Annotated in this window: 34 protein-coding genes; all 34 read left to right on the forward strand. The window is 62.4% G+C overall.

Translation table 11 applies throughout. From position 1 onward, the window contains the following. Window positions 1-519, forward strand: a 519-nt coding sequence (locus FJ942_RS19825; RefSeq protein ID WP_246675628.1) for an EF-Tu/IF-2/RF-3 family GTPase, incomplete at its 5' end; no start/stop codon positions are given. Between the two features lie 66 nt (window positions 520-585). Next, window positions 586-894 (forward strand): 30S ribosomal protein S10, encoded by a 309-nt coding sequence (gene rpsJ, locus FJ942_RS19830; RefSeq protein WP_006205468.1) that lies wholly within the window; start codon window positions 586-588, stop codon window positions 892-894. A gap of 61 nt (window positions 895-955) precedes the next feature. Next, window positions 956-1,684, forward strand: coding sequence for a 50S ribosomal protein L3 (gene rplC, locus FJ942_RS19835; RefSeq protein WP_140501257.1), 729 nt, complete (start codon window positions 956-958; stop codon window positions 1,682-1,684). Continuing rightward, window positions 1,684-2,304, forward strand: coding sequence for a 50S ribosomal protein L4 (rplD, locus tag FJ942_RS19840; protein ID WP_140501259.1), 621 nt, complete (start codon window positions 1,684-1,686; stop codon window positions 2,302-2,304). The genes rplC and rplD overlap by 1 nt, the downstream gene beginning before the upstream one ends. Continuing rightward, the gene (locus FJ942_RS19845; protein ID WP_006205465.1) at window positions 2,301-2,594 is read left to right on the forward strand and encodes a 50S ribosomal protein L23; all 294 of its coding nucleotides are present in this window, start codon (window positions 2,301-2,303) and stop codon (window positions 2,592-2,594) included. The genes rplD and FJ942_RS19845 overlap by 4 nt, the downstream gene beginning before the upstream one ends. 22 nt (window positions 2,595-2,616) lie before the next feature. Beyond that, window positions 2,617-3,450 carry a 50S ribosomal protein L2 gene (gene rplB / locus FJ942_RS19850; protein ID WP_140501261.1) on the forward strand — a complete coding sequence of 278 codons (834 nt, stop codon included), beginning with the start codon at window positions 2,617-2,619 and terminating at the stop codon, window positions 3,448-3,450. Window positions 3,451-3,466: 16 nt separating this feature from the next. Continuing rightward, a complete protein-coding gene (rpsS, locus tag FJ942_RS19855; RefSeq protein WP_006205463.1) occupies window positions 3,467-3,745 on the forward strand; it encodes a 30S ribosomal protein S19 in 279 nt (92 codons plus the stop codon). Window positions 3,746-3,747: 2 nt separating this feature from the next. Next, window positions 3,748-4,137 carry a 50S ribosomal protein L22 gene (gene rplV / locus FJ942_RS19860; RefSeq protein ID WP_006205462.1) on the forward strand — a complete coding sequence of 130 codons (390 nt, stop codon included), beginning with the start codon at window positions 3,748-3,750 and terminating at the stop codon, window positions 4,135-4,137. Further along, entirely contained in the window at window positions 4,137-4,865 is a 729-nt protein-coding gene (gene rpsC / locus FJ942_RS19865; protein WP_140501263.1) for a 30S ribosomal protein S3, read from the forward strand. The genes rplV and rpsC overlap by 1 nt, the downstream gene beginning before the upstream one ends. A gap of 27 nt (window positions 4,866-4,892) precedes the next feature. Next, complete coding sequence (rplP, locus tag FJ942_RS19870) at window positions 4,893-5,306, forward strand: 50S ribosomal protein L16 (RefSeq protein ID WP_027026963.1); 414 nt, start codon at window positions 4,893-4,895, stop codon at window positions 5,304-5,306. A 13-nt stretch (window positions 5,307-5,319) separates the two neighbouring features. Further along, complete coding sequence (gene rpmC, locus FJ942_RS19875; RefSeq protein ID WP_006205459.1) at window positions 5,320-5,520, forward strand: 50S ribosomal protein L29; 201 nt, start codon at window positions 5,320-5,322, stop codon at window positions 5,518-5,520. 11 nt (window positions 5,521-5,531) lie between these two features. After that, window positions 5,532-5,771 carry a 30S ribosomal protein S17 gene (gene rpsQ / locus FJ942_RS19880; RefSeq protein ID WP_010909280.1) on the forward strand — a complete coding sequence of 80 codons (240 nt, stop codon included), beginning with the start codon at window positions 5,532-5,534 and terminating at the stop codon, window positions 5,769-5,771. Window positions 5,772-5,856: 85 nt separating this feature from the next. After that, window positions 5,857-6,225 (forward strand): 50S ribosomal protein L14, encoded by a 369-nt coding sequence (rplN, locus tag FJ942_RS19885; protein WP_006205457.1) that lies wholly within the window; start codon window positions 5,857-5,859, stop codon window positions 6,223-6,225. A 12-nt stretch (window positions 6,226-6,237) separates the two neighbouring features. Next, on the forward strand, window positions 6,238-6,552 hold the full coding sequence (rplX, locus tag FJ942_RS19890) for a 50S ribosomal protein L24 (RefSeq protein ID WP_006205456.1): 315 nt from the start codon (window positions 6,238-6,240) through the stop codon (window positions 6,550-6,552). Continuing rightward, on the forward strand, window positions 6,545-7,123 hold the full coding sequence (gene rplE / locus FJ942_RS19895; RefSeq protein ID WP_023717521.1) for a 50S ribosomal protein L5: 579 nt from the start codon (window positions 6,545-6,547) through the stop codon (window positions 7,121-7,123). Before rplX ends, rplE begins: the two co-directional genes overlap by 8 nt. 27 nt (window positions 7,124-7,150) lie before the next feature. After that, window positions 7,151-7,456: a 30S ribosomal protein S14 gene (gene rpsN, locus FJ942_RS19900; RefSeq protein WP_013895695.1), complete on the forward strand. Its 306-nt coding sequence runs from the start codon at window positions 7,151-7,153 to the stop codon at window positions 7,454-7,456. Between the two features lie 12 nt (window positions 7,457-7,468). Continuing rightward, a complete protein-coding gene (gene rpsH / locus FJ942_RS19905) occupies window positions 7,469-7,867 on the forward strand; it encodes a 30S ribosomal protein S8 (RefSeq protein ID WP_006205453.1) in 399 nt (132 codons plus the stop codon). Between the two features lie 93 nt (window positions 7,868-7,960). Continuing rightward, window positions 7,961-8,494: a 50S ribosomal protein L6 gene (gene rplF, locus FJ942_RS19910; RefSeq protein WP_140501269.1), complete on the forward strand. Its 534-nt coding sequence runs from the start codon at window positions 7,961-7,963 to the stop codon at window positions 8,492-8,494. Window positions 8,495-8,633: 139 nt separating this feature from the next. Then, complete coding sequence (gene rplR, locus FJ942_RS19915) at window positions 8,634-8,993, forward strand: 50S ribosomal protein L18 (protein WP_140501271.1); 360 nt, start codon at window positions 8,634-8,636, stop codon at window positions 8,991-8,993. Window positions 8,994-9,140: 147 nt separating this feature from the next. Then, entirely contained in the window at window positions 9,141-9,704 is a 564-nt protein-coding gene (gene rpsE, locus FJ942_RS19920; RefSeq protein ID WP_006333394.1) for a 30S ribosomal protein S5, read from the forward strand. A gap of 24 nt (window positions 9,705-9,728) precedes the next feature. Next, window positions 9,729-9,926: a 50S ribosomal protein L30 gene (gene rpmD, locus FJ942_RS19925; protein WP_006205449.1), complete on the forward strand. Its 198-nt coding sequence runs from the start codon at window positions 9,729-9,731 to the stop codon at window positions 9,924-9,926. A 22-nt stretch (window positions 9,927-9,948) separates the two neighbouring features. Next, the gene (rplO, locus tag FJ942_RS19930) at window positions 9,949-10,422 is read left to right on the forward strand and encodes a 50S ribosomal protein L15 (RefSeq protein WP_140501273.1); all 474 of its coding nucleotides are present in this window, start codon (window positions 9,949-9,951) and stop codon (window positions 10,420-10,422) included. Between the two features lie 190 nt (window positions 10,423-10,612). After that, window positions 10,613-11,953: a preprotein translocase subunit SecY gene (gene secY, locus FJ942_RS19935; RefSeq protein ID WP_140501275.1), complete on the forward strand. Its 1,341-nt coding sequence runs from the start codon at window positions 10,613-10,615 to the stop codon at window positions 11,951-11,953. After that, on the forward strand, window positions 11,950-12,558 hold the full coding sequence (locus tag FJ942_RS19940; protein ID WP_140501277.1) for an adenylate kinase: 609 nt from the start codon (window positions 11,950-11,952) through the stop codon (window positions 12,556-12,558). The genes secY and FJ942_RS19940 overlap by 4 nt, the downstream gene beginning before the upstream one ends. A 208-nt stretch (window positions 12,559-12,766) precedes the next feature. After that, window positions 12,767-13,135: a 30S ribosomal protein S13 gene (gene rpsM, locus FJ942_RS19945; protein WP_006205445.1), complete on the forward strand. Its 369-nt coding sequence runs from the start codon at window positions 12,767-12,769 to the stop codon at window positions 13,133-13,135. A gap of 156 nt (window positions 13,136-13,291) precedes the next feature. Next, window positions 13,292-13,681 (forward strand): 30S ribosomal protein S11, encoded by a 390-nt coding sequence (gene rpsK, locus FJ942_RS19950; RefSeq protein ID WP_006205444.1) that lies wholly within the window; start codon window positions 13,292-13,294, stop codon window positions 13,679-13,681. 101 nt (window positions 13,682-13,782) lie between these two features. Then, complete coding sequence (locus tag FJ942_RS19955) at window positions 13,783-14,793, forward strand: DNA-directed RNA polymerase subunit alpha (RefSeq protein WP_023682599.1); 1,011 nt, start codon at window positions 13,783-13,785, stop codon at window positions 14,791-14,793. Window positions 14,794-14,836: 43 nt separating this feature from the next. Beyond that, window positions 14,837-15,268 (forward strand): 50S ribosomal protein L17, encoded by a 432-nt coding sequence (rplQ, locus tag FJ942_RS19960; protein ID WP_140501279.1) that lies wholly within the window; start codon window positions 14,837-14,839, stop codon window positions 15,266-15,268. Between the two features lie 161 nt (window positions 15,269-15,429). Further along, window positions 15,430-16,920: a DegQ family serine endoprotease gene (locus FJ942_RS19965; RefSeq protein WP_140525519.1), complete on the forward strand. Its 1,491-nt coding sequence runs from the start codon at window positions 15,430-15,432 to the stop codon at window positions 16,918-16,920. Window positions 16,921-16,965: 45 nt separating this feature from the next. Then, complete coding sequence (locus FJ942_RS19970; protein WP_140674788.1) at window positions 16,966-18,273, forward strand: replication-associated recombination protein A; 1,308 nt, start codon at window positions 16,966-16,968, stop codon at window positions 18,271-18,273. Between the two features lie 333 nt (window positions 18,274-18,606). Beyond that, entirely contained in the window at window positions 18,607-19,437 is an 831-nt protein-coding gene (locus FJ942_RS19975; RefSeq protein ID WP_140501286.1) for an aspartyl/asparaginyl beta-hydroxylase domain-containing protein, read from the forward strand. Window positions 19,438-19,504: 67 nt separating this feature from the next. Beyond that, complete coding sequence (gene crcB, locus FJ942_RS19980; protein WP_140561136.1) at window positions 19,505-19,879, forward strand: fluoride efflux transporter CrcB; 375 nt, start codon at window positions 19,505-19,507, stop codon at window positions 19,877-19,879. A 60-nt stretch (window positions 19,880-19,939) separates the two neighbouring features. Continuing rightward, window positions 19,940-20,920: an RluA family pseudouridine synthase gene (locus FJ942_RS19985; RefSeq protein ID WP_140515445.1), complete on the forward strand. Its 981-nt coding sequence runs from the start codon at window positions 19,940-19,942 to the stop codon at window positions 20,918-20,920. A gap of 2 nt (window positions 20,921-20,922) precedes the next feature. After that, a complete protein-coding gene (locus tag FJ942_RS19990; RefSeq protein ID WP_140561143.1) occupies window positions 20,923-21,846 on the forward strand; it encodes a DMT family transporter in 924 nt (307 codons plus the stop codon).

Below are 21,846 nucleotides of genomic sequence, written 5' to 3' on the forward strand. Positions count from 1 at the left end.
GGCCGCGGCACGGTCGTGACCGGTCGCGTCGAGCGCGGCGTGGTCAAGGTCGGCGAGGAGCTGGAGATCATCGGCATCCGTCCGACCACCAAGACGACCTGCACGGGCGTCGAGATGTTCCGCAAGCTGCTCGACCAGGGCCAGGCGGGCGACAACATCGGCGCGCTGCTGCGCGGCGTCGACCGTGAAGGTGTCGAGCGCGGCCAGGTTCTGGCCAAGCCCGGTTCGGTGAAGCCGCACAAGAAGTTCGTGGCCGAAGCCTACATCCTGACCAAGGACGAGGGCGGCCGTCACACGCCGTTCTTCACCAACTACCGTCCGCAGTTCTACTTCCGCACCACCGACGTGACCGGCATCGTGTCGCTGCCGGCCGGCACCGAGATGGTGATGCCTGGCGACAACATCACGGTCGACGTCGAGCTGATCGTGCCGATCGCCATGGAAGAGAAGCTGCGCTTCGCCATCCGTGAAGGCGGCCGCACCGTCGGTGCCGGCATCGTCGTCACCATCAAAGAGTAATTTGGACTTAAACCGATCTGTCGCGGGCGCGGGTGCCCGCGCCGCGCCAGAACAAGGAAGTGACGCATGAACGGACAGAATATCCGCATCCGCCTGAAGGCGTTTGATCACCGGGTGCTCGACGCCTCGACGCGCGAAATCGTGTCGACGGCCAAGCGCACCGGTGCCAACGTCCGCGGCCCCATTCCGCTGCCGACGCGGATCGAAAAGTTCACGGTCAACCGGTCGCCTCACGTCGACAAGAAGAGCCGCGAGCAGTTCGAGATGCGCACGCACAAGCGTCTGCTCGATATCGTCGATCCGACCCCGCAGACCGTCGATGCTTTGATGAAGCTCGATCTGGCCGCCGGTGTCGACGTCGAGATCAAGCTCTAAGGGAATGAGAGCGCGGTAAGGGGCGGTGCCCCTGGCCCGGAACTCTAAAGGAATTGAACCGATGCGTTCAGGTGTGATTGCAAAGAAGGTGGGAATGACCCGCATCTACAACGATGCCGGGGAACATGTTCCCGTCACCGTTCTCCAGATGGAGAACTGCCAGGTCGTGGCGCAGCGCACGCAGGAGAAGAATGGCTATACCGCCGTTCAGCTCGGCGTTGGCCTTGCCAAGGTGAAGAACACGTCGAAGGCGATGCGCGGCCATTTCGCGACCGCTTCCGTCGAGCCGAAGGCCAAGCTTGCCGAGTTCCGCGTCTCCGCCGACAACATGATCGATGTCGGCGCCGAGATCACGGTCGAGCATTTCGTCGCCGGCCAGAAGGTCGACGTCACCGGCACGACGATCGGCAAGGGTTTCCAGGGCGTCATCAAGCGCCACCACATGGGTGGTGGCCGCGCGACCCACGGTAACTCGGTCTCGCACCGCACGCACGGCTCGACCGGCCAGCGCCAGGACCCCGGCAAGGTGTTCAAGGGCAAGAAGATGGCCGGCCACATGGGCGACACGCGCGTCACCACGCAGAACGTCGAGATCGTCTCGACCGATGCCGACCGCGGCCTGATCCTGATCCGCGGCGCGGTTCCTGGGTCGAAGGGTGCGTGGATCCTGGTTCGCGACGCCGCCAAGGTGGCGCTTCCGGCCAATGCGCCGAAGCCCGCCGCGATCCGCCCAGTTGCTGCCGGTATGGGCACGAAGAATGAGGCTCCGGCCACAGAGGGAGCGGAATAATGGATCTCAAGATCACAACGCTGGGCGGTAAGGACGCCGGCAAGGTGAAACTCTCCGAGGAGATTTTCGGCCTTGATCCGCGCGAGGACATTTTGCAGCGCGTCGTGCGCTGGCAGCTCGCCAAGAAGCAGCAGGGCACGCACAAGGCCAAGGGCCGCGCCGAGATCGCGCGCACCGGCGCCAAGATGTACAAACAGAAGGGTACGGGCCGCGCCCGTCACCATTCGGCACGCGCTCCGCAGTTCCGCGGCGGCGGCAAGGCTCACGGCCCGGTCGTTCGCAGCCACGAGCACGAGCTGCCGAAGAAGGTCCGCGCGCTCGGCCTCAAGCATGCTCTCTCGGCCAAGGCCAAGAGCGCGTCGATCATCGTCATCGACGAGCTGAAGCTGACCGAGGCAAAGACCAAGGCGCTGATCGCGAATTTCGCGACGCTGGGCCTGACGAACGCCCTGGTGATTGGTGGCGCCGAGCTCGACCGGAACTTCAAGCTGGCCGCGACCAACATCCCGAACATCGACGTGCTGCCCATCCAGGGCATCAACGTCTACGACATTCTGCGCCGCGGCACGCTGGTCCTTTCGAAGGCCGCCGTCGAGGCTCTCGAGGAGCGCTTTAAATGACCGACCTTCGTCACTACGACGTAATCGTCAGCCCGGCGATCACCGAAAAGTCGACCATGGCTTCCGAGCAGAACCAGGTCGTCTTCAACGTCGCCAAGAAGGCGTCGAAGCCGGAAATCAAGGCCGCCGTCGAAGCGCTGTTCGGCGTCAAGGTGATGGCCGTGAACACGCTTGTCCGCAAGGGCAAGATCAAGCGCTTCCGCGGCACGATCGGCCGCCAGAGCGACGTCAAGAAGGCGGTAGTGACGCTGGCCGACGGCCAGTCGATCGACGTCGCGACGGGTCTCTGAGCAAGGCCGCGAGGACAGGACAATGGCACTTAAAAAATTCAACCCGATAACGCCGAGCACCCGTCAGCTGGTCATCGTCGACCGCTCGGGCCTCTACAAGGGCAAGCCCGTCAAGGGTCTGACCGAGGGCCTGACCAAGTCGGGCGGCCGTAACAATTACGGCCGCATCACTGCACGCTTCATCGGCGGCGGTCACAAGCGTTCGTACCGCATCATCGATTTCAAGCGCCGCAAGTTCGACGTCGTCGGCACGGTCGAGCGCATTGAATACGATCCGAACCGCACCGCCTTCATCGCGCTGATCAAGTATGACGATGGCGAGCTGTCCTACATCATCGCTCCGCAGCGCCTTGCCGCCGGCGACAAGATCGTGGCTGGCGAAGCGGTCGACGTGAAGCCGGGCAATGCGATGCCGCTGGCCTCGATGCCGGTCGGCACGATCGTCCACAACATCGAGCTGAAGCCGGGCAAGGGCGCCCAGGTCGCCCGTTCGGCTGGCGGTTACGCCCAGCTCGTCGGCCGCGACCAGGGCATGGCGATCCTGCGCCTCAACTCGGGCGAGCAGCGTGTCGTTCACGGCTCCTGCATGGCTACCGTCGGTGCCGTGTCCAACCCGGACCACGGCAACATCAACGACGGCAAGGCCGGCCGCACGGTTTGGCGTGGCAAGCGCCCGCACAATCGCGGCGTGACCATGAACCCGGTCGACCACCCGCATGGCGGTGGTGAAGGCCGCACCTCCGGTGGCCGCCATCCGGTCTCGCCGTGGGGCAAGCCGACCAAGGGCAAGAAGACGCGGTCCAACAAGGCGACCGACAAGTTCATCCTGCGCTCGCGCCATCAGCGCAAGAGCTAAGAAGAGGTAACGCCAAGTGACTCGTTCTATTTGGAAAGGCCCCTTCATCGACGGCTACCTTCTCAAGAAGGTGGACAAGGTTCGTGAAGGTGGTCGCAATGAGGTGATCAAGATGTGGAGCCGTCGCTCCACCATCCTGCCGCAGTTCGTCGGCTTCACCTTCGGTGTCTACAACGGCCAGAAGCATGTTCCCGTCTCGGTGAACGAGGACATGGTCGGTCACAAGTTCGGTGAATTCGCTCCGACGCGGACCTATTACGGTCACGGCGCGGATAAGAAGGCGAAGAGGAAATAATCATGGGCAAGGCCAAAGCTCCGCGCAGGCTTGCTGACAACGAAGCGCGCGCCGTACTGCGCACGATCCGTATCAGCCCGCAGAAGCTGAACCTGGTTGCCGCGCTGATCCGCGGCAAGAAGGTCGCGACAGCGCTTTCCGACCTGGAATTCTCGGCCAAGCGGATTTCCGGCACGGTCAAGAAGACGCTGGAATCGGCAATCGCCAACGCGGAAAACAACCACGACCTCGACGTCGATGCGCTGATCGTGGCGGAAGCCTATGTCGGCAAGTCGATCGTCATGAAGCGGTTTCATGCCCGGGGCCGTGGTCGCGCCAGCCGTATCGAGAAGCCGTTCTCGCACCTCACGATCGTCGTTCGTGAAGTCGAAGAAAAAGGGGAGGCCGCATAATGGGCCAGAAAGTCAATCCGATCGGTCTTCGCCTCGGCATCAACCGCACCTGGGATTCGCGCTGGTTCGCGAACACCGGCGAGTACGGCAAGCTGCTGCATGAGGACATCAAGATCCGCAAGTACCTCGAGAAGGAGCTCAAGCAGGCTGCCATTTCGAAGGTTGTGATCGAGCGTCCGCACAAGAAGTGCCGCGTCACCATCCATGCCGCGCGCCCGGGTCTGATCATCGGCAAGAAGGGCGCCGACATCGAGAAGCTTCGCAAGAAGCTGATGGAGATGACCAAGTCCGAGACGCACCTCAACATCGTCGAAGTGCGCAAGCCGGAGATCGACGCGACCCTGGTCGCGCAGTCGATCGCCCAGCAGCTCGAGCGCCGCATCGCGTTCCGCCGCGCCATGAAGCGTGCCGTGCAGTCGGCGATGCGCCTCGGTGCCGAAGGCATCCGCATCAACTGCTCGGGCCGTCTCGGCGGCGCCGAAATCGCGCGCATGGAATGGTACCGCGAAGGCCGCGTGCCGCTGCACACGCTGCGCGCCGATGTCGACTACGGCACGGCCGAGGCGAATACGGCGTACGGCATCTGCGGCGTCAAGGTGTGGGTGTTCAAGGGCGAGATCCTCGAGCACGACCCGATGGCTTCGGAGCGCCGCGCGACCGAGGGCGATCATGCGCATGGCGGTGGTGGTGGTGATCGCGAACGCGGTCGTCGTCGCGAAAACGCCTGAGACATTTAGGAATTTGGAGTTAGAACGATGCTGCAGCCAAAGCGCACAAAGTTCCGCAAGCAGTTCAAGGGCCGCATCCACGGTACCGCCAAGGGCGGCACCAACCTGGATTTCGGTGGTTTCGGGCTGAAGGCGCTTGAGCCGAACCGCGTCACCGCGCGCGAGATCGAAGCGGCCCGCCGCGCGATCACCCGCGAGATGAAGCGCGCCGGCCGTGTCTGGATCCGTATTTTCCCGGATCTGCCGGTCACCTCGAAGCCGACCGAAGTCCGCATGGGCAAGGGCAAGGGCGCGGTCGACTACTGGGCGGCGCGCGTCAAGCCGGGCCGGATCATGTTCGAGATCGACGGCGTCAATGAAGAAACCGCCCGTGAGGCACTGCGTCTCGGCGCGGCCAAGCTCTCGGTCAGGACGCGCTTCGTACAGCGCATCGCAGAATAAGGACGGGCTGATCATGAAAGCCGAAGACATCCGGACCAAGACCCAGGACCAGCTGACCGACGACCTGGCCAGCCTGAAGAAGGAGCAGTTCAACCTGCGCTTCCAGAAGGCGACCGGCCAGCTCGAAAAGACCGCGCGCGTGAGGCAGGTCCGCAAGGACATTGCGCGTATCAAGACCATCGCTGCGGAAAAGTCCGCGGCTAAGAAGGCTTAAGGACGAAAACCATGCCAAAGCGCATTCTGCAGGGCACCGTCGTCAGCGACAAGAACGAGAAGACGGTTGTCGTCAAGGTCGAACGGCGCTTCACGCATCCCGTGATGAAGAAGACCGTGCGCATGACCAAGAAGTACAAGGCGCACGACGAGAACAACGCCCACAAGGTTGGCGATCAGGTGTTCATCCAGGAATCGAAGCCGATTTCCAAGGACAAGCGCTGGATCGTCGTGTCTTCGGACCAAGCCTGATCTCTGGGCGTAAACAAACGAATTTTGGACAGACCGGGGAGGGGTGAAGAACCCGTCCCGTTAGAAAAGAAGAAGGCGGCCAGTCATGATTCAGATGCAAACAAACCTCGACGTCGCGGATAATTCCGGCGCCCGTCGTGTCATGTGCATCAAGGTGCTGGGCGGCTCGAAGCGGAAATACGCTTCCGTAGGCGACATCATCGTGGTGTCGATCAAGGAAGCCATCCCGCGCGGCCGCGTGAAGAAGGGCGATGTGATGAAGGCGGTCGTGGTTCGCACGGCCAAGGACATCCGCCGCCCGGACGGCAGCGTGATCCGTTTCGACAAGAACGCGGCCGTTCTTGTCGACAACAAGAAAGAGCCGATCGGCACGCGTATCTTCGGACCGGTTCCGCGCGAACTCCGCGCCAAGAACCACATGAAGATCATCTCGCTCGCGCCTGAAGTGCTGTAAGGAGCCGGACCAATGCAGAAGATTAGAAAAGGCGACAAGGTCGTCGTGCTGGCTGGCAAGGACAAGGGCCGTTCGGGCGAAGTCCTGTCGGTTCAGCCGAAGGACGACACCGCGCTGGTGCGCGGCGTCAACATGATCCGTCGTCACCAGAAGCAGTCCCAGTCCCAAGAGGGCGGGATCATCACCAAGGAAGCGCCGATCCAGCTGTCGAACATCGCGCTGGCCGACCCCAAGGATGGCAAGCCGACCCGCGTCGGCTTCATCTTCCAGAAGGACGGCAAGAAGGTGCGCGTCGCCAAGCGCTCGGGAGAAGTCATCAATGGCTAAGGCTCAAACCAAGCAGGCGACTGCCCAGAACACGCCGCGCCTCAAGCAGGTCTACAACGAGACCATCCGCAAGGCCTTGCAGGAGCAGTTCGGCTACGACAACGAGATGCAGGTTCCGCGCATCGACAAGATCGTGCTGAACATGGGCGTTGGCGAAGCGACCGGCGATTCGAAGAAGCCTTCGATCGCGGCCGAGGATCTGGCGATGATCGCCGGCCAGAAGGCCGTCGTCACCCGCGCCCGCAATTCGATCGCGGGCTTCAAGGTCCGCGAGAAGATGCCGATCGGCGCCAAGGTCACGCTGCGCAAGGAACGCATGTACGAGTTCCTTGACCGCCTCGTGAACATCGCGCTGCCGCGCGTCCGCGACTTCCGCGGACTGAATCCGAAGAGCTTCGATGGCCGTGGCAACTACGCCATGGGCATCAAGGAACACATCGTGTTCCCGGAGATCAACTACGACAAGGTTGATCAGATCTGGGGCATGGACGTCATCGTTTGTACGACTGCGAAGACGGACGACGAAGCCAGGGCACTGCTCAAGGCCTTCAACTTCCCCTTCCGCCAGTAACGGCAGCGAGAAAAGGAAAAATCTGAAATGGCAAAGACCAGCTCAGTCGAGAAGAACAACAGGCGCCGCAAGCTTGCCGACCAGTACGGTCCCAAGCGCGCTGCCCTGAAGGCGATCATCATGGACCAGTCCAAGCCGATGGAGGAGCGCTTCCGCGCTCAGCTCAAGCTTGCCGCCATGCCGCGCAACTCGGCCAAGATCCGCATCCGCAACCGCTGCGAAGTCACCGGCCGTCCGCGTGCCTACTATCGCAAGCTCAAAGTATCGCGCATCGCGCTTCGTGATCTCGGCAATAACGGCCAGATCCCGGGCCTGGTCAAGTCGAGCTGGTAAGGAGGACATAACATGTCATTGAGCGATCCTCTCGGCGATATGCTGACCCGCATCCGCAACGCCTATGGCCGCAAGAAGTCGAGCGTGTCGACGCCGGCTTCGCGTCTGCGCACCCGCGTCCTCGACGTGCTGAAGGCTGAAGGCTATATCCGCGACTACAGCCAGACCGATTTCGACAACGGCAAGTCCGAAATCGAGATTGAGCTGAAGTATTTCGACGGAGCGCCGGTGGTGCGCGAAATCGCCCGCGTCTCGAAGCCGGGCCGCCGCGTTTACGTTTCGGCCAAGTCGATCCCGCATGTCGCCAACGGCCTCGGTATCGCCATCCTTTCGACGCCGAAGGGCGTGATGGCCGACCACGAAGCGCGCGAACAGAACGTCGGTGGCGAGATCCTCTGCCAGATCTTCTGATCCGGCAGCGTGATCCCGAAAAAAATGGAATCCGGTCTTCGGATCGTCCCGAAGACAGAGACCTGAAACAAGAGAAGTGACGAGGACAACAAAATGTCTCGTATTGGAAAGAAACCCGTTTCGCTGCCGCAGGGCGTGACCGCGACCGTCAACGGCCAGACCGTGACGGCGAAGGGCCCCAAGGGCGAGCTGAAGTTCGTGGTCAACGACGAAGTGCTGGTCAAGATGGAAGGCAGCGAGATCGCTGTCGAGCCGCGCGACCAGTCCAAGACCGCCCGCTCCAAGTGGGGCATGTCGCGCACGCAGATCGTCAACATCCTGCAGGGCGTCAAGGACGGCTTCGAGAAGAAGCTCGAGATCACCGGCGTCGGCTATCGCGCCGCCTTGCAGGGCAAGAACCTGCAGCTGGCGCTCGGCTTCAGCCACGACGTCGTCTACGAGACGCCGCAAGGCATCACCATCACCGTGCCGAAGCCGACCGAAATCACCGTGGCCGGCATCGACAAGCAGCAGGTCGGCCAGGTGGCTGCGGAAATCCGCGAATACCGTGGTCCCGAGCCCTACAAGGGCAAGGGCGTCCGCTACGCAGGCGAGAAGATCGTCCGCAAGGAAGGCAAGAAGAAGTAGTGGGTTTGGCCCCGGGAAGGTGCAGACTTTTCGGAAGGGGCCAAGCCAGGAAGTGTAACGCCGCGGGGAGCGGTCGCGGGAGGCGCTTTCGCCTACCGCACAGGGCGGCCCCCGTTTTCTGAAGGCAAGGAAGACCATCATGGGTACCAAGGAAGCCACTCAGCGCCGCGCGCAGCGCGTCCGCCGCCAGATCAAGAAGGTCGCCGGCGAGCGTCCGCGCCTGTCGGTTCACCGCACGTCGAAGAACATCTACGTCCAGGTCATCGACGACGCCAAGGGCCACACCATCGCTGCCGCCTCGACCCTCGAGAAGGACCTCAAGGGTTCGCTCAAGACCGGTGCAGATACCGCTGCCGCTGCCGCGATTGGCAAGCTGATCGCCGAGCGTGCCGCCAAGGCGGGAGTCAAGGAAGTCGTCTTCGACCGCGGCCCGTACATCTATCACGGCCGCGTCAAGGCGCTGGCCGAGGCGGCTCGTGAAGGCGGCTTGAGCTTCTAAGCCTGATCCGGACCGAAAGTCGGCAGAAAGTTGCAGACTTTTCGAAACGGATCATGCAAGGGAGTGATGATTTTCACCGTCGGCGACCCGCAATGAGGCGTCGGCATTCAGCAACCCGTGCTTCCGGAAAAGAACAAGGAACAGGATATGGCACAGGAACGTAGGGATGGCGGCCGCGGCCGCGATCGTGAAGAACGCGATGACGGCATGGTCGACAAGCTCGTCCACATCAACCGTGTCGCCAAGGTCGTCAAGGGCGGCCGCCGCTTCGGTTTTGCAGCACTCGTCGTCGTCGGCGACCAGAAGGGCCGCGTCGGCTTCGGTCACGGCAAGGCGCGCGAAGTGCCGGAAGCCATCCGCAAGGCAACCGAATCGGCCAAGCGCGACATGATCTTCGTGCCGCTGCGCTCGGGCCGCACGCTGCACCACGATGTCGAGGGACGCTGGGGCGCCGGCCGTGTTCTCCTGCGCGCCGCCAAGCAAGGTACCGGCATCATCGCCGGCGGCCCGATGCGTGCCGTCTTCGAGACGCTCGGCATGCATGACGTGGTCGCCAAGTCGATGGGTTCGTCGAACCCTTACAACATGGTTCGCGCCACTTTCGACGCGCTGAAGAGCCAGATGCATCCCAAGGATGTGGCTGCCGCGCGCGGCATCAAGTATTCGACCCTTCAGGCCCGCCGCGGCACCGCCGTCGCGGCTGAAGAATAGTCGATCTGACCAGGGATTTTGACCATGGCCAAGAAAGCAACCAAGACCATCACCGTTGAGCAGATCGGTTCGCCGATCCGCCGCCCGAAGGAACAGCGCGCGACGCTGGTCGGCCTCGGCCTCAACAAGATGCACAAGCAGCGCACGCTGGAAGATACGCCTTCCGTGCGCGGCATGATCGCTGCCGTCCAGCATCTCGTCCGCGTCGTGGACGAGGGCTGAGCACAGGCGCAGGAGAAGCAAGATGAAACTCAACGATCTGCGTGACAAGGACGGCGCGACGCATTCGAAGAAGCGTCTCGGCCGCGGCATCGGCTCCGGTTCCGGCAAGACTGCCGGTCGCGGCGTCAAGGGCCAGAAGGCGCGCTCCGGCGTCGCCGTCAACGGCTTCGAGGGTGGCCAGATGCCGCTCTATCGGCGCCTGCCGAAGCGTGGCTTCAACAACATCTTCGCCAAGAGCTTCACCGTCGTCTCGCTGGCCCGTATCCAGGCTGCTGTAGACGCCAAGAAGCTCGATGCGAAGGCGACCGTGACGGCCGAGGCGCTGGTAGCCGCCGGCGTCATCCGTCGCGTGAAGGACGGCGTGCGCGTGCTGTCGGACGGCGATCTCAAGGCGAAGCTCGCCTTTGACGTCGCCGGGGCCTCCAAGGCCGCGATCGAGAAGATCGAAAAGGCCGGCGGTTCGGTCAAGCTGCCGCAAGAGGCGGCCGCCGAGTAACAGCAATTTGAAGCGCGCTCGGCAAGGCCGATCCGGTTTTGCTTTCGATCACGCTTCGACCTGTTCAATATGGCGGCCGCGTCAACGCGGCCGCTTGCATGTTTACAGTCCGGAGCTTATCTCGTGAGCTTCGGTGACACGCGCCGCCTGACCTTAGGGCCATCAAGCGTGACCAAGCGGAGAATCGGGCATGGCTTCGGCTGCTGAACAACTAGCCTCGAATCTGAATTTCTCAGCCTTCGCCAAAGCGGAGGACCTGAAGAAACGAATCTGGTTCACCGTCGGCGCGCTGCTCGTCTACCGCCTCGGCACCTACATCCCGCTTCCCGGCATCAATCCCGATGCCTTCGCGCAGGCCTTCTCTTCGCAGAGCAAGGGCGTGCTGGGCATGTTCAACATGTTCGCCGGCGGCGCCGTGCAACGCATGGCGATCTTCGCGCTCGGCATCATGCCTTACATTTCCGCTTCCATCATCATGCAGCTGATGACCTCGGTCATCCCGTCGCTGGAAGCGCTGAAGAAGGAAGGCGAGCAGGGCCGCAAGGTCATCAACCAGTACACGCGCTACGGCACGGTGCTCCTGGCGCTGGTGCAGGCCTATGGTATTTCGGTCGGGCTTGAAGGCGGCAACGGCATCGTCAGCGATCCCGGCATGTTCTTCCGCATCTCGACCGTCGTCACGCTGGTCGGCGGCACCATGTTCCTGATGTGGCTCGGCGAGCAGATCACCGCGCGCGGCATCGGCAACGGCATTTCGCTGATCATCTTTTCAGGCATCGTCGCCGGCCTGCCGCATGCCATCTCCGGCACGCTGGAGCTCGGCCGCACCGGAGCGCTGTCGACCGGCCTGATCCTGGCGATCATCGTGCTGGCCATCGTCGTCATCGCGCTCATCGTCTTCTTCGAGCGCGCCCAGCGGCGTCTGCTGATCCAGTATCCGAAGCGTCAGGTCGGCAATCGCATGTTCCAGGGCGACACTTCCCACCTGCCGCTCAAGCTCAACACGTCGGGCGTCATCCCGCCGATCTTCGCTTCGTCGCTGCTCTTGCTGCCGGCCACCGTCGCCGGCTTCTCGCAGACCACGAACATGCCGGCCTGGGCCAGCACCATCCTGGCCTCGCTCGGCCATGGCCAGCCGCTCTATATGTTGTTCTACGCGGCGATGATCGTGTTCTTCGCCTTCTTCTACACCGCGATCGTCTTTAACCCGAAGGACACCGCCGACCAGCTCAAGAAGCACTCCGGCTTCATCCCCGGCTACCGTCCGGGCGAGCGCACCGCCGACTATATCGACTACGTTCTTACCCGCATCACTGTCGTCGGTGCCATCTATCTGGTGCTGGTCTGTCTGCTGCCGGAGTTCCTGATCTCGGCGACTGGCGTACCATTCTACCTTGGTGGCACATCGCTTCTGATCGTGGTCAGTGTCACGCTCGACACGGTTGCGCAGATTCAGGGCCACCTGATCGCGCACCAATATGAAGGCCTGATCAAGAAGTCGAAGCTGCGCGGGGGGAAGAAAGCCAGATGAGGTTGATTTTGCTTGGGCCGCCAGGAGCGGGCAAGGGGACACAAGCACAAAGACTGGTAGAGAGACACGGCATCCCCCAGCTTTCCACGGGCGACATGCTGCGCGCCGCGGTGCAGGCCGGTACCGAAGTCGGCAAGCGCGCCAAGGCGGTCATGGATGCCGGCGAGCTGGTCTCGGATGCCATCGTCAACGCCATCGTGGCCGAGCGCATTGACCAGCCCGATTGCGCCAATGGTTTCATCCTCGACGGCTACCCGCGTACGCTGGTGCAGGCTGATGCGGTTGAATCGATGCTTGACGAACGTGGCATTGCGCTCGACACCGTCATCGAGCTTGTCGTCGACGACAAGGCGCTGGTCGGCCGCATCGTCAAGCGAGCCGATGAGGCCAAGGCAGCCGGTCAGCCGGTGCGCAAGGACGACAATCCGGCGGTGTTCGAGGAGCGGCTGCGGGAATATTACAAGAAGACCGCTCCGCTGATCGGCTATTATTATGCCAAGCGCCGGCTGAAGAGCGTGGACGGCATGGCTGGTATTGATGCCGTGACGTCGGAGATCGAAGCCGTGCTCGCGGCGACGGTGAAAGAGGCCGCCTCGGCCAAATAGCGATTGTGCTTGACTGAAGCGGTCCGCTGGGGTATGGCGGCCCGTCTTCCTGTCAGGCATGGAGTTTGCTTGCCCGCAAGGGCAGGGCAGCCGTTTTTGACCAGGAAACTCCCGCAAGGGCCGGCCTCCACCGGACGCGGGGCAACGCAGACAGCGCCGGGCCTACCTTGTTTTGAAGGTGGCCGGCCCATATGGAGATGAGAAGAACATGGCTCGTATAGCCGGCGTCAACATTCCGACCAACAAGCGCGTTGTCATCGCGCTTCAGTACATTCACGGCATCGGCAAGAAGTTCGCCCAGGAAATTGTCGACAAGGTCGGCATCCCGGCCGAGCGCCGCGTCAACCAGCTGACCGACGCGGAAGTGCTGCAGATCCGCGAGACGATCGACCGCGACTATCAGGTCGAGGGCGACCTGCGCCGCGAAGTGTCGATGAACATCAAGCGGCTCATGGACCTCGGCTGCTACCGCGGCCTGCGTCACCGTCGCTCGCTGCCGGTTCGCGGCCAGCGCACGCACACCAATGCACGCACCCGCAAGGGCCCGGCCAAGTCGATCGCCGGCAAGAAGAAGTAATTTAGGGCAGTAAGGGAGTAGGGGAGTAAGGCAGTAGGGAATGCCCGGCAATCGGGTCGCACTTTCCCTACTCCCTTACTGCCCTATTCCCCACTCCCTTACCAAGGTGGAGCCGCTGGCATTACGGCGGTGTAGAGATCAACTGAAAGGAATACCATGGCCAAGGAAGCCGCTCGTGTTCGCCGTCGCGAACGCAAGAACATCTCGTCGGGCGTTGCCCACGTCAATTCGACCTTCAACAACACCATGATCACCATTACCGACGCGCAGGGCAATTCGATCGCCTGGTCGTCGGCCGGAGCCCAGGGCTTCAAGGGTTCGCGCAAGTCGACCCCCTTCGCCGCCCAGATGGCTGCCGAGGATGTTGCCAAGAAGGCCCAGGAACACGGCATGCGCATGCTCGAGGTCGAGGTCTGCGGACCCGGCTCCGGTCGTGAATCGGCGCTGCGCGCCCTGCAGGCGGCTGGCTTCACCATCACCTCGATCCGTGATGTGACCCCGATCCCGCACAATGGCTGCCGTCCGCGCAAGAAGCGTCGCGTCTAAGGAATTACCGAACGCCGCGTGAACGCCAGAAGCGTTCCTCCGCGGTTTTCCAGGTCGCCCGCCACGATTGGATGGTGGCGGGTCAACGGAAGGAAAGCATCATGATCCAGAAAAATTGGCAGGAACTGATCAAGCCGAACAAGATCGAGTTCTCGTCGAAGAAGAAGACGCTGACCACGCTGGTGGCCGAGCCGCTCGAACGCGGCTTCGGCCTCACGCTCGGCAACGCGTTGCGTCGCGTGCTTCTGTCCTCGCTGCGCGGCGCGGCAGTCACCGCCGTACAGATCGACGGCGTCCTGCATGAATTCTCGTCCATCGCCGGCGTGCGCGAGGACGTGACCGACATCGTCCTCAACATCAAGGAAATCGCCATCCGCATGGAAGGCGACGGCCCCAAGCGCATGGTTGTGCGCAAGCAGGGCCCGGGTGCGGTTCTCGCCGGCGACATCCAGACGGTGGGCGACGTCGAGATCCTCAATCCGGATCACGTCATCTGCACGCTGGACGAGGGCGCTGAAATCCGTATGGAATTCACTGTCGATACCGGCAAGGGTTACGTGCCGGCCGACCGCAACCGCGCCGAGGATGCGCCGATCGGCCTGATCCCGGTCGACAGCCTCTATTCGCCGGTCAAGAAGGTCTCCTACAAGGTCGAGAACACCCGTGAGGGCCAGGTTCTCGACTACGACAAGCTGACCATGACCATCGAGACCGACGGTTCGATCTCGGGCGAGGACGCGGTGGCTTTCGCCGCCCGCATCCTGCAGGACCAGCTTGGCCTGTTCGTCAATTTCGACGAGCCGCAGAAGGAAGTCGCCACCGAAGCCGTCACCGAGCTTGCCTTCAACCCGGCGCTGCTCAAGAAGGTCGACGAACTCGAGCTTTCGGTGCGTTCGGCCAACTGCCTGAAGAACGACAACATCGTCTATATCGGCGATCTCATCCAGAAGACCGAAGCCGAGATGCTGCGTACCCCGAACTTCGGCCGCAAGTCGCTGAACGAGATCAAGGAAGTCCTCGCGGCGATGGGCCTGCACCTCGGTATGGAAGTGCCGGACTGGCCGCCGGAAAACATCGAAGACCTCGCCAAGCGTTACGAAGATCAATATTGAGGCTCCGAGGAGCTTCTCGAACCCGGAATGAAGGAGAAGAGCCATGCGCCATGGATTTAAAGGCCGCCGGTTCGCCCGCAGCATAAGCCATCGCAAGTCGATGTTTGCCAACCTTGCCGTGTCGCTGCTCGAACACGAGCAGATCGTCACCACCTTGCCCAAGGCGAAGGACCTGCGTCCGATCGTCGAGAAGCTGGTGACGCTCGGCAAGCGCGGCGACCTGCACGCCCGCCGCCAGGTGATCGCGCAGATCGGCAATGAAGGCGTCGTCAAGCGCCTGTTCGACACCATCGCGCCGCGCTACGCCACCCGCAACGGCGGCTATCTGCGCATCATGAAGGCGGGCTTCCGCCACGGTGACAATGCCGCGATGGCGGTCATCGAATTCGTAGACCGCGACACGGAGGCCAAGGGCGCCGGCGACCGCGCCCGCCTCGAAGCCGAAGGCACCGATGCGGAAGCCGCAGCCGCTTAAGGCTTCGCTTTTCAAATGATTTAAGGGGCCTGCGGGCCCCTTTTTCATATTCTGGCCGCCTCGGCTGCTCCTGCGTCAAAATAATTCGATTTAATCGCCTTAGCCTTTCATTTTGCACATTCGTCGGGACAATGCGCCCCAACTCGCACGGAGGATTCGCAATGCGCGCTAAAAGACTGTCCCTGGTTCTGCTCTGCGCCTTTATGGCGTTCGCAACCACGCCGACAGTCCGGCAGGCATTGGCCGAGGATGCCCCCAAAGCCGATCCGGGCCTCTCCGACGTGCTCACCGACCTGCTGCACGGCGTCGAGGGCGAAAACGCCACCTCGGGCCCCGACAAGCGCGTGCCGTTCGGCCGTGAGGAGGTGCAGTTGTCGTTCGCGCCATTGGTCAAGCAGACGGCGCCGGCCGTGGTCAATGTCTATGCCTCGCAAACGGCCAAGGTCGTTTCGCCCTTCGAAGGCGATCCGTTCTTCGAAGAATTCTTCGGTCGCGCGCAGCCGCGCGCGCAGTCCTCCCTGGGCTCGGGCGTGCTTGTCGATCCGAGCGGCGTCATCGTCACCAATTTCCACGTCATCAAGAATGCCGACGAGGTGAAGGTCGCGACCGCCGACGGGCGCGAATTCACCAGCAAGGTGATGCTCAAGGACGAGACGCTCGATCTTGCCGTGCTCAAGATCGAATCCGACAAGCCATTCCCGGTCATCGCCATCGGCGATTCCGATGCGCTCGAAGTCGGTGACCTGGTGCTGGCCATCGGCAATCCTTTCGGTGTCGGGCAGACCACCACGAGCGGCATCGTTTCCGCACTTGCCCGCAGCCATATAGGCGTTTCGGATTCGGGTTATTTCATCCAGACGGACGCTGCCATCAATCCCGGCAATTCCGGCGGCGCGCTGATCAACATGGGCGGCCAGCTGGTCGGCATCAACACCGCCATCTTCAGCCGCAGCGGCGGCTCGATCGGCATCGGCTTTGCCATTCCTGCCAATATGGTGCGCGCTTTCGCCGATGCCGCCAAGGCCGGTCTCGATTTCTTCGAGCGGCCTTACATCGGGGCCGAGTTCGAAGCGGTGACGCCGCAGATCGCTGAATCGCTCGGCATGGAAAAGCCTGCCGGCGCGCTGGTCTCGTCCGTTGACGCGTCCGGACCGGCCGGCAAGGCCGGATTGAAGCCTGGCGATGTCGTCCTGCAGATCAACGGCAAGCCGGTCGAGAGCATCGAGGCACTGGACTATCGCATGGCGACGCTGTCGATCGGTACAAAGGCCAATTTCGCGGTGCTGACCAAAGGCCAGCAGGCGGCGATGGACATCGCCCTGGAACGCGCGCCCGAGGGTGCAAAACCCTCGGAGGTGACGCTGCATGGCCGCAGCCCCTTCTCGGGCGCCAAGGTTGCGGAATTATCGCCGCGGCTGGCTCAGAAGCTCGGCCTGCGCACCGACATCAAGGGCGTCACCGTGGTCGACATCAATCGCGATTCGCCGGCCGCCGATTTCGGCTTCCAGCCGGGCGACATCGTGCGCGAGGTCAACGGCACGACAATCGATACGGCGGCGACGCTGGCGCAGGCTTCCCAGCAGGATACGCGCTGGTGGCGCTTTACCGTCGAGCGCGGCGGGCAGATACTGCGCCAGGTGTTGCGTTACTGAGCTCGATCGCTGAAGAGATCGCGCTCCAAACCCAAAAAGAAGTGCATGGCCGATCTGTTCAGTGTCGATGAACCGGAAAAGGCGCCGCCAGGCCGGCCGCTGGCAGACAGGCTGCGCCCGAAAAACCTTGGCGAGGTCGTCGGCCAGGAGCATCTGACCGGCCCCGATGGCGCACTGACCCGGCTGATTAATTCCGGTTCGCTCGGCTCCATGATTTTCTGGGGGCCGCCCGGCACCGGCAAGACCACGGTGGCGCGCCTGCTTGCCGGTGAAACCAGCCTTGCCTTCGAGCAGATTTCGGCGGTTTTCTCCGGCGTAGCCGAGCTGAAGAAAGTGTTCGAGGCGGCCAAGCTGCGCCGCGCCAATGGCCGCCAGACCCTGCTGTTCGTCGACGAGATCCACCGCTTCAACCGCGCCCAGCAGGACGGCTTCCTTCCAGTCATGGAAGACGGCACCGTCGTGCTCGTCGGCGCTACCACCGAAAATCCGTCCTTCGAGCTCAATGCAGCTCTGCTGTCGCGTGCGCGCGTGCTGGTTTTCCATTCGCTTGGCGAGGAAAGCATCGCAAAGCTTCTGGCCAGGGCCGAAGAGACGGAGGGCAGGGCGCTGCCGCTCGATGATGAGGCGCGAGCGATGCTCATCCGCATGAGCGACGGCGATGGCCGGGCCTCGCTGACGCTGGCGGAAGAAGTTTGGCGCGCCGCCAAACCAGGCGAAGTGTTCGGTCCCGAAGGCTTGCAGCGCATCATCCAGCGTCGGGCGCCGATCTACGACAAGGGCCAGGACGGTCATTACAATTTGATCTCGGCGCTGCACAAATCCGTGCGCGGCTCCGATCCCGATGCCGCGCTCTACTACCTCGCGCGCATGTTCGACGCCGGCGAGGATCCGCTCTATCTCGGCCGCCGGCTGGTGCGCATGGCGATGGAGGACATCGGGCTGGCCGATCCGCAGGCATTGGTCATCGCCAACGCGGCCAAGGACGCCTACGATTATCTGGGTTCGCCCGAAGGCGAACTCGCCTTCGCCGAGGCCACCGTCTATCTCGCCACGGCGCCCAAATCCAACGCGGTCTACACCGCATTCAAAGCCGCCACGCGCGCCGCCAAGGAGCACGGTTCGCTGCTACCGCCCAAGCACATCCTCAACGCGCCGACAAAGTTGATGAAGGACGAAGATTACGGGGCCGGCTATCGCTACGATCATGACGAACCGGACGCGTTTTCCGGCCAGGACTATTTTCCGGAAAAGATGGGCCGCCAGACCTTCTACGACCCACCCGAACGCGGTTTCGAGCGCGATATCAGGAAACGGCTCGACTACTGGGCAAAGCTGCGCAAAGAGCGGGAATAGCAGGCTTGCGACGGCCGGTGGCGGTTGCGGTCCGAAACGAGGTTTCACCTGGGGTATTTCCACGTCGGTTCTTCTGCACGCGCTGCTCGCGGCCACGATTATATCGATGCCAATGCCGCAGCTTCCGAGCCGGCCGGAGGAAGAGCAGGTAACGGTCGACATCCTGACCCCGCGACAGTTCGAGGTCTCGGCAAGGCAGTCAGCCGGCCACGATGCCGTGGCCGTTGTGCGGCAACCCAAAAGACCTTATCAAGGCGCACGGCCGGGCGGTGGTCGTTGTCGTGATTTTGGCACTATTCATTCGCAACAGGATCGCGCTCGGCGCGTGGAAAAATGACAAAAACCCTTCGCAAGACCCTTCGCAAATTCGCCATTGCCATCCCGCTCCTTGCCCTTGGCTTCTATTTCATTCCGATCCTAACGACGATTTTCGTCGTTTGCGGCCTGATCGACGTGCTGCGCAACGACCGCAAGAATCTGTCCCTGTTCAGCGGCTATTTCCTGGGCAATGGCCTCTTCACCTGGCTGCTTTCGCCATTCAACCTGCTGGTCGACCTCCTGTGCTACAGAAATCCGGGCGTGTGGAAGCTGGAGCAGTTCCCTCAGGATTATCAGCGCGAAGTCAACGAGGTCTTGGATGTCTTCAAGGCGCGCAAGGCCGAAATCATCGCCGACATCGACGCCAATTTCGGCGCCGGCCGGCGCGGCATGTATGTCTACCAATGGTATGGCAAGCACAGGATAGACAACGTCGCCGAGTTCAACAAGGATTTCAAATACATCAAGACGATTGCCGTCTCGGTCTTCAGCAAGCGCGAATCGACCTCCTGGCACTTCGGACCGTTGCGGCTCAGCCTCCGCATCCTCTACAACCTCATTCCGATGAAGTCAGAGATCTTCGTCGAGTGCGGCAACGTCAAGAACTACTGGTACGACAATCCGCTGTTCATTTTCGACGACACGCTGCTGCATCGCTCGGTCAACGAGTATGACGGTCGTCGCTACTGCGTATTCATGGACATTATCAGGCCGTCCCCGGTCCCCAGGCTCATCGCCGGCCTTCTCGCCATCGTCTCGGTGAGCGTCGAGAGGATCAATTCGATGTTCTACAAGAACTGGAAGATGATCGGCTCGACCAAGCCGAAGAAGGCCGAAACCACCTGAGCTGGCAAGTTTTCGAACGTAGCCGGCGCGCCGGATAGGTATGAATAGTCGGGGACAGTATACGGCGATGTTCAATCTGCTTCTCGTGGCCGCCGGCGGCGGCATTGGCGCCGGCGTTCGCCATCTGACCAATATGGGCTCGCTGCGCCTTGTCGGCCCCAACTATCCCTGGGGCACGATGGCGATCAACATCGTCGGTTCGTTCGCGATGGGCCTGTTCATCGCCGCCCTGGCGCGCCGCGGCGGGTCTAACGAAGTCAGGCTGTTTGTTGCCACCGGCATCTTAGGCGGCTTCACGACGTTTTCCGCCTTTTCGCTCGACTTCGCGACCTTGTGGGAGCGGGGAGCCACCTTGCCGGCGTTTGGATATGCGCTGGCCAGCGTGATTGGCGCCATCATTGCCCTGTTTTTGGGTCTTTGGCTCGCAAGAAGCCTGCCTTAATGCTATTGCCGCGCCGAGAGCAGGCCTGGGCCTGCCAGGAAACGGGTAAGCGAAAACAATATGGCAGGCGTTGAACAGATCACGGTGGAGGCCGGCGAGGCGGGCATGCGGCTCGACCGCTGGTTCAAGACCCATTTCCCGGGCCTTGGCTTTGGTCATCTGCAGAAGCTGCTTCGGTCCGGGCAGATCCGCGTCGACGGCGGCCGCGTCAAGGCCGACACCCGTGTCGAGCCTGGCCAGACGGTGCGCATTCCACCGCTGGAAGTGGACAAGAAGGGCGACAGCCCGCTGACCGGCCATTCGATCCGCAACCAGGGCGATGCCGAAGTCCTGGCAAAGATGCTGATCCATGAGGATCCGAAGGTCTTCGTCTTCAACAAGCCGGCTGGCCTTGCGGTGCAGGGCGGCTCGGGCGTCACCCGTAACGTCGACGACATGTTGGAAGCCTGGCGCAACCAGAAGGGCGAGAAGCCGCGGCTGGTGCACCGGCTCGATCGCGACACGTCTGGCGTGCTGGTCGTCGCCCGCACCAGGCTGGCGGCGATGAAGCTCTCCGAGGCGTTTCGCGCCCGCGAGACCAAGAAGACCTACTGGGCCCTGGTCAAGGGCGTGCCGCCCAAGCGCGAGGATAAGATATCGACCTGGCTGATCAAGGAAGCCACGCCGGATGGCGATCGGGTGCGCATTGCCAAGCACGGCGAAAAGGGCGCCGACCATGCCGTATCCTACTATCGCATCATCGAGCAGGCGGCGCAGGCGCTGACCTGGCTGGAGATGGAGCCCTATACCGGCCGCACCCATCAGTTGCGCGTTCATGCCGCCCATATCGGTTGTCCCATCATCGGCGATCCCAAATATTTCGAGGCCGACACCAACTGGGATTTTCCGGGCGGGATGCAGAATCGCCTGCATCTGCACGCGCGCCGCATCGTCATCCCGCATCCGGACCAAGGTTTCATCGACGTCACCGCGCCTATGCCGCCGCATATGCGCCAGAGCTGGAACCTGATCGGCTTCGACGACGCCAGTGCGGAGGATTGACCATGAGCGGCGCTGCCGATGCGCTCGACCGTCGCGATGCGGTCGACATGGCGGCCGCCGCCATAATGGTCGGCCTGACGTTCTCCTGGGGCCTGAATTATGTCGCCGCCAAGATCTCCTATGCCGGCTATGATCCGGTTTTCCTGTCGATCGCGCGCTCGGTTATCGGCGGGCTCTGCGTCTTCCTCTGGTGCCGCTGGCGCGGCATTTCGCTTTTCAAGAGGGACGGGACATTGCTCGCGGGCATTGCAGTCGGCGTGCTCTTCGGCATCGAGTTCCTCTGCCTTTATGTCGGGCTGGAGCACACCACGGTCGCCCGCAACACGCTGCTGGTCAACACCATGCCGTTCTGGATGCTGCTGGGAGGGCATTTCCTGCTCGGCGAGCCGATCAGCCTGCGCAAATCCCTTGGCCTTCTGCTTGCCTTTGCCGGCCTCGCCGCGGTCTTTTCCGACAAGCTCGGCGGCAGCGGGGACATGCTGTTCGGCGATCTGCTGAGCCTTGGCTCCGGATTCGTCTGGGCCTTGACCAATATTCTCATCAAGCGCTCGAAGCTGGTCGAGACGAGCGCCGAAAAGCTGCTGCTCTATCAACTCTCCGGCGCTGCGATCGTCGGCGTCCTGGTGTTGCCTCTGGCCGGCCCCTCCGTGCGCGATCCCACGCTGTTGCCAACTTTGGCCCTGCTTTTCCAGGCGCTCTATATCGTCGCCTTCACCTATGTGTTGTGGTTCTGGCTGCTGCGGCGCTATCCCGCCTCCAGCCTGTCGAGTTTCACGTTCCTGTCGCCGGTCTTCGGCGTGCTGTGCGGCGCCCTGTTCTTGAACGAGCCGCTGACCATACGCATTTTTCTGGCACTTGGTCTCATTGCCGCCGGTCTGGTCATCGTCAACAGGCCGCCGCGCCAGCAGACGGCCGAAGGAGGCTGA

The organism is Mesorhizobium sp. B2-4-2 (assembly GCF_006442845.1).
Taxonomy (GTDB): Bacteria; Pseudomonadota; Alphaproteobacteria; order Rhizobiales; family Rhizobiaceae; genus Mesorhizobium.

What these genes read in the sequence shown, in the direction of transcription:
- rpsJ (WP_006205468.1), top strand. Translation starts at nt 586, where the DNA reads ATGAACGGACAGAATATCCGCATCCGCCTGAAGGCGTTTGATCACCGG.
- rplC (WP_140501257.1), top strand. Translation starts at nt 956, where the DNA reads ATGCGTTCAGGTGTGATTGCAAAGAAGGTGGGAATGACCCGCATCTAC.
- rplD (WP_140501259.1), top strand. Translation starts at nt 1,684, where the DNA reads ATGGATCTCAAGATCACAACGCTGGGCGGTAAGGACGCCGGCAAGGTG.
- FJ942_RS19845 (WP_006205465.1), top strand. Translation starts at nt 2,301, where the DNA reads ATGACCGACCTTCGTCACTACGACGTAATCGTCAGCCCGGCGATCACC.
- rplB (WP_140501261.1), top strand. Translation starts at nt 2,617, where the DNA reads ATGGCACTTAAAAAATTCAACCCGATAACGCCGAGCACCCGTCAGCTG.
- rplV (WP_006205462.1), top strand. Translation starts at nt 3,748, where the DNA reads ATGGGCAAGGCCAAAGCTCCGCGCAGGCTTGCTGACAACGAAGCGCGC.
- rpsC (WP_140501263.1), top strand. Translation starts at nt 4,137, where the DNA reads ATGGGCCAGAAAGTCAATCCGATCGGTCTTCGCCTCGGCATCAACCGC.
- rplP (WP_027026963.1), top strand. Translation starts at nt 4,893, where the DNA reads ATGCTGCAGCCAAAGCGCACAAAGTTCCGCAAGCAGTTCAAGGGCCGC.
- rpmC (WP_006205459.1), top strand. Translation starts at nt 5,320, where the DNA reads ATGAAAGCCGAAGACATCCGGACCAAGACCCAGGACCAGCTGACCGAC.
- rpsQ (WP_010909280.1), top strand. Translation starts at nt 5,532, where the DNA reads ATGCCAAAGCGCATTCTGCAGGGCACCGTCGTCAGCGACAAGAACGAG.
- rplN (WP_006205457.1), top strand. Translation starts at nt 5,857, where the DNA reads ATGATTCAGATGCAAACAAACCTCGACGTCGCGGATAATTCCGGCGCC.
- rplX (WP_006205456.1), top strand. Translation starts at nt 6,238, where the DNA reads ATGCAGAAGATTAGAAAAGGCGACAAGGTCGTCGTGCTGGCTGGCAAG.
- rplE (WP_023717521.1), top strand. Translation starts at nt 6,545, where the DNA reads ATGGCTAAGGCTCAAACCAAGCAGGCGACTGCCCAGAACACGCCGCGC.
- rpsN (WP_013895695.1), top strand. Translation starts at nt 7,151, where the DNA reads ATGGCAAAGACCAGCTCAGTCGAGAAGAACAACAGGCGCCGCAAGCTT.
- rpsH (WP_006205453.1), top strand. Translation starts at nt 7,469, where the DNA reads ATGTCATTGAGCGATCCTCTCGGCGATATGCTGACCCGCATCCGCAAC.
- rplF (WP_140501269.1), top strand. Translation starts at nt 7,961, where the DNA reads ATGTCTCGTATTGGAAAGAAACCCGTTTCGCTGCCGCAGGGCGTGACC.
- rplR (WP_140501271.1), top strand. Translation starts at nt 8,634, where the DNA reads ATGGGTACCAAGGAAGCCACTCAGCGCCGCGCGCAGCGCGTCCGCCGC.
- rpsE (WP_006333394.1), top strand. Translation starts at nt 9,141, where the DNA reads ATGGCACAGGAACGTAGGGATGGCGGCCGCGGCCGCGATCGTGAAGAA.
- rpmD (WP_006205449.1), top strand. Translation starts at nt 9,729, where the DNA reads ATGGCCAAGAAAGCAACCAAGACCATCACCGTTGAGCAGATCGGTTCG.
- rplO (WP_140501273.1), top strand. Translation starts at nt 9,949, where the DNA reads ATGAAACTCAACGATCTGCGTGACAAGGACGGCGCGACGCATTCGAAG.
- secY (WP_140501275.1), top strand. Translation starts at nt 10,613, where the DNA reads ATGGCTTCGGCTGCTGAACAACTAGCCTCGAATCTGAATTTCTCAGCC.
- FJ942_RS19940 (WP_140501277.1), top strand. Translation starts at nt 11,950, where the DNA reads ATGAGGTTGATTTTGCTTGGGCCGCCAGGAGCGGGCAAGGGGACACAA.
- rpsM (WP_006205445.1), top strand. Translation starts at nt 12,767, where the DNA reads ATGGCTCGTATAGCCGGCGTCAACATTCCGACCAACAAGCGCGTTGTC.
- rpsK (WP_006205444.1), top strand. Translation starts at nt 13,292, where the DNA reads ATGGCCAAGGAAGCCGCTCGTGTTCGCCGTCGCGAACGCAAGAACATC.
- FJ942_RS19955 (WP_023682599.1), top strand. Translation starts at nt 13,783, where the DNA reads ATGATCCAGAAAAATTGGCAGGAACTGATCAAGCCGAACAAGATCGAG.
- rplQ (WP_140501279.1), top strand. Translation starts at nt 14,837, where the DNA reads ATGCGCCATGGATTTAAAGGCCGCCGGTTCGCCCGCAGCATAAGCCAT.
- FJ942_RS19965 (WP_140525519.1), top strand. Translation starts at nt 15,430, where the DNA reads ATGCGCGCTAAAAGACTGTCCCTGGTTCTGCTCTGCGCCTTTATGGCG.
- FJ942_RS19970 (WP_140674788.1), top strand. Translation starts at nt 16,966, where the DNA reads ATGGCCGATCTGTTCAGTGTCGATGAACCGGAAAAGGCGCCGCCAGGC.
- FJ942_RS19975 (WP_140501286.1), top strand. Translation starts at nt 18,607, where the DNA reads ATGACAAAAACCCTTCGCAAGACCCTTCGCAAATTCGCCATTGCCATC.
- crcB (WP_140561136.1), top strand. Translation starts at nt 19,505, where the DNA reads ATGTTCAATCTGCTTCTCGTGGCCGCCGGCGGCGGCATTGGCGCCGGC.
- FJ942_RS19985 (WP_140515445.1), top strand. Translation starts at nt 19,940, where the DNA reads ATGGCAGGCGTTGAACAGATCACGGTGGAGGCCGGCGAGGCGGGCATG.
- FJ942_RS19990 (WP_140561143.1), top strand. Translation starts at nt 20,923, where the DNA reads ATGAGCGGCGCTGCCGATGCGCTCGACCGTCGCGATGCGGTCGACATG.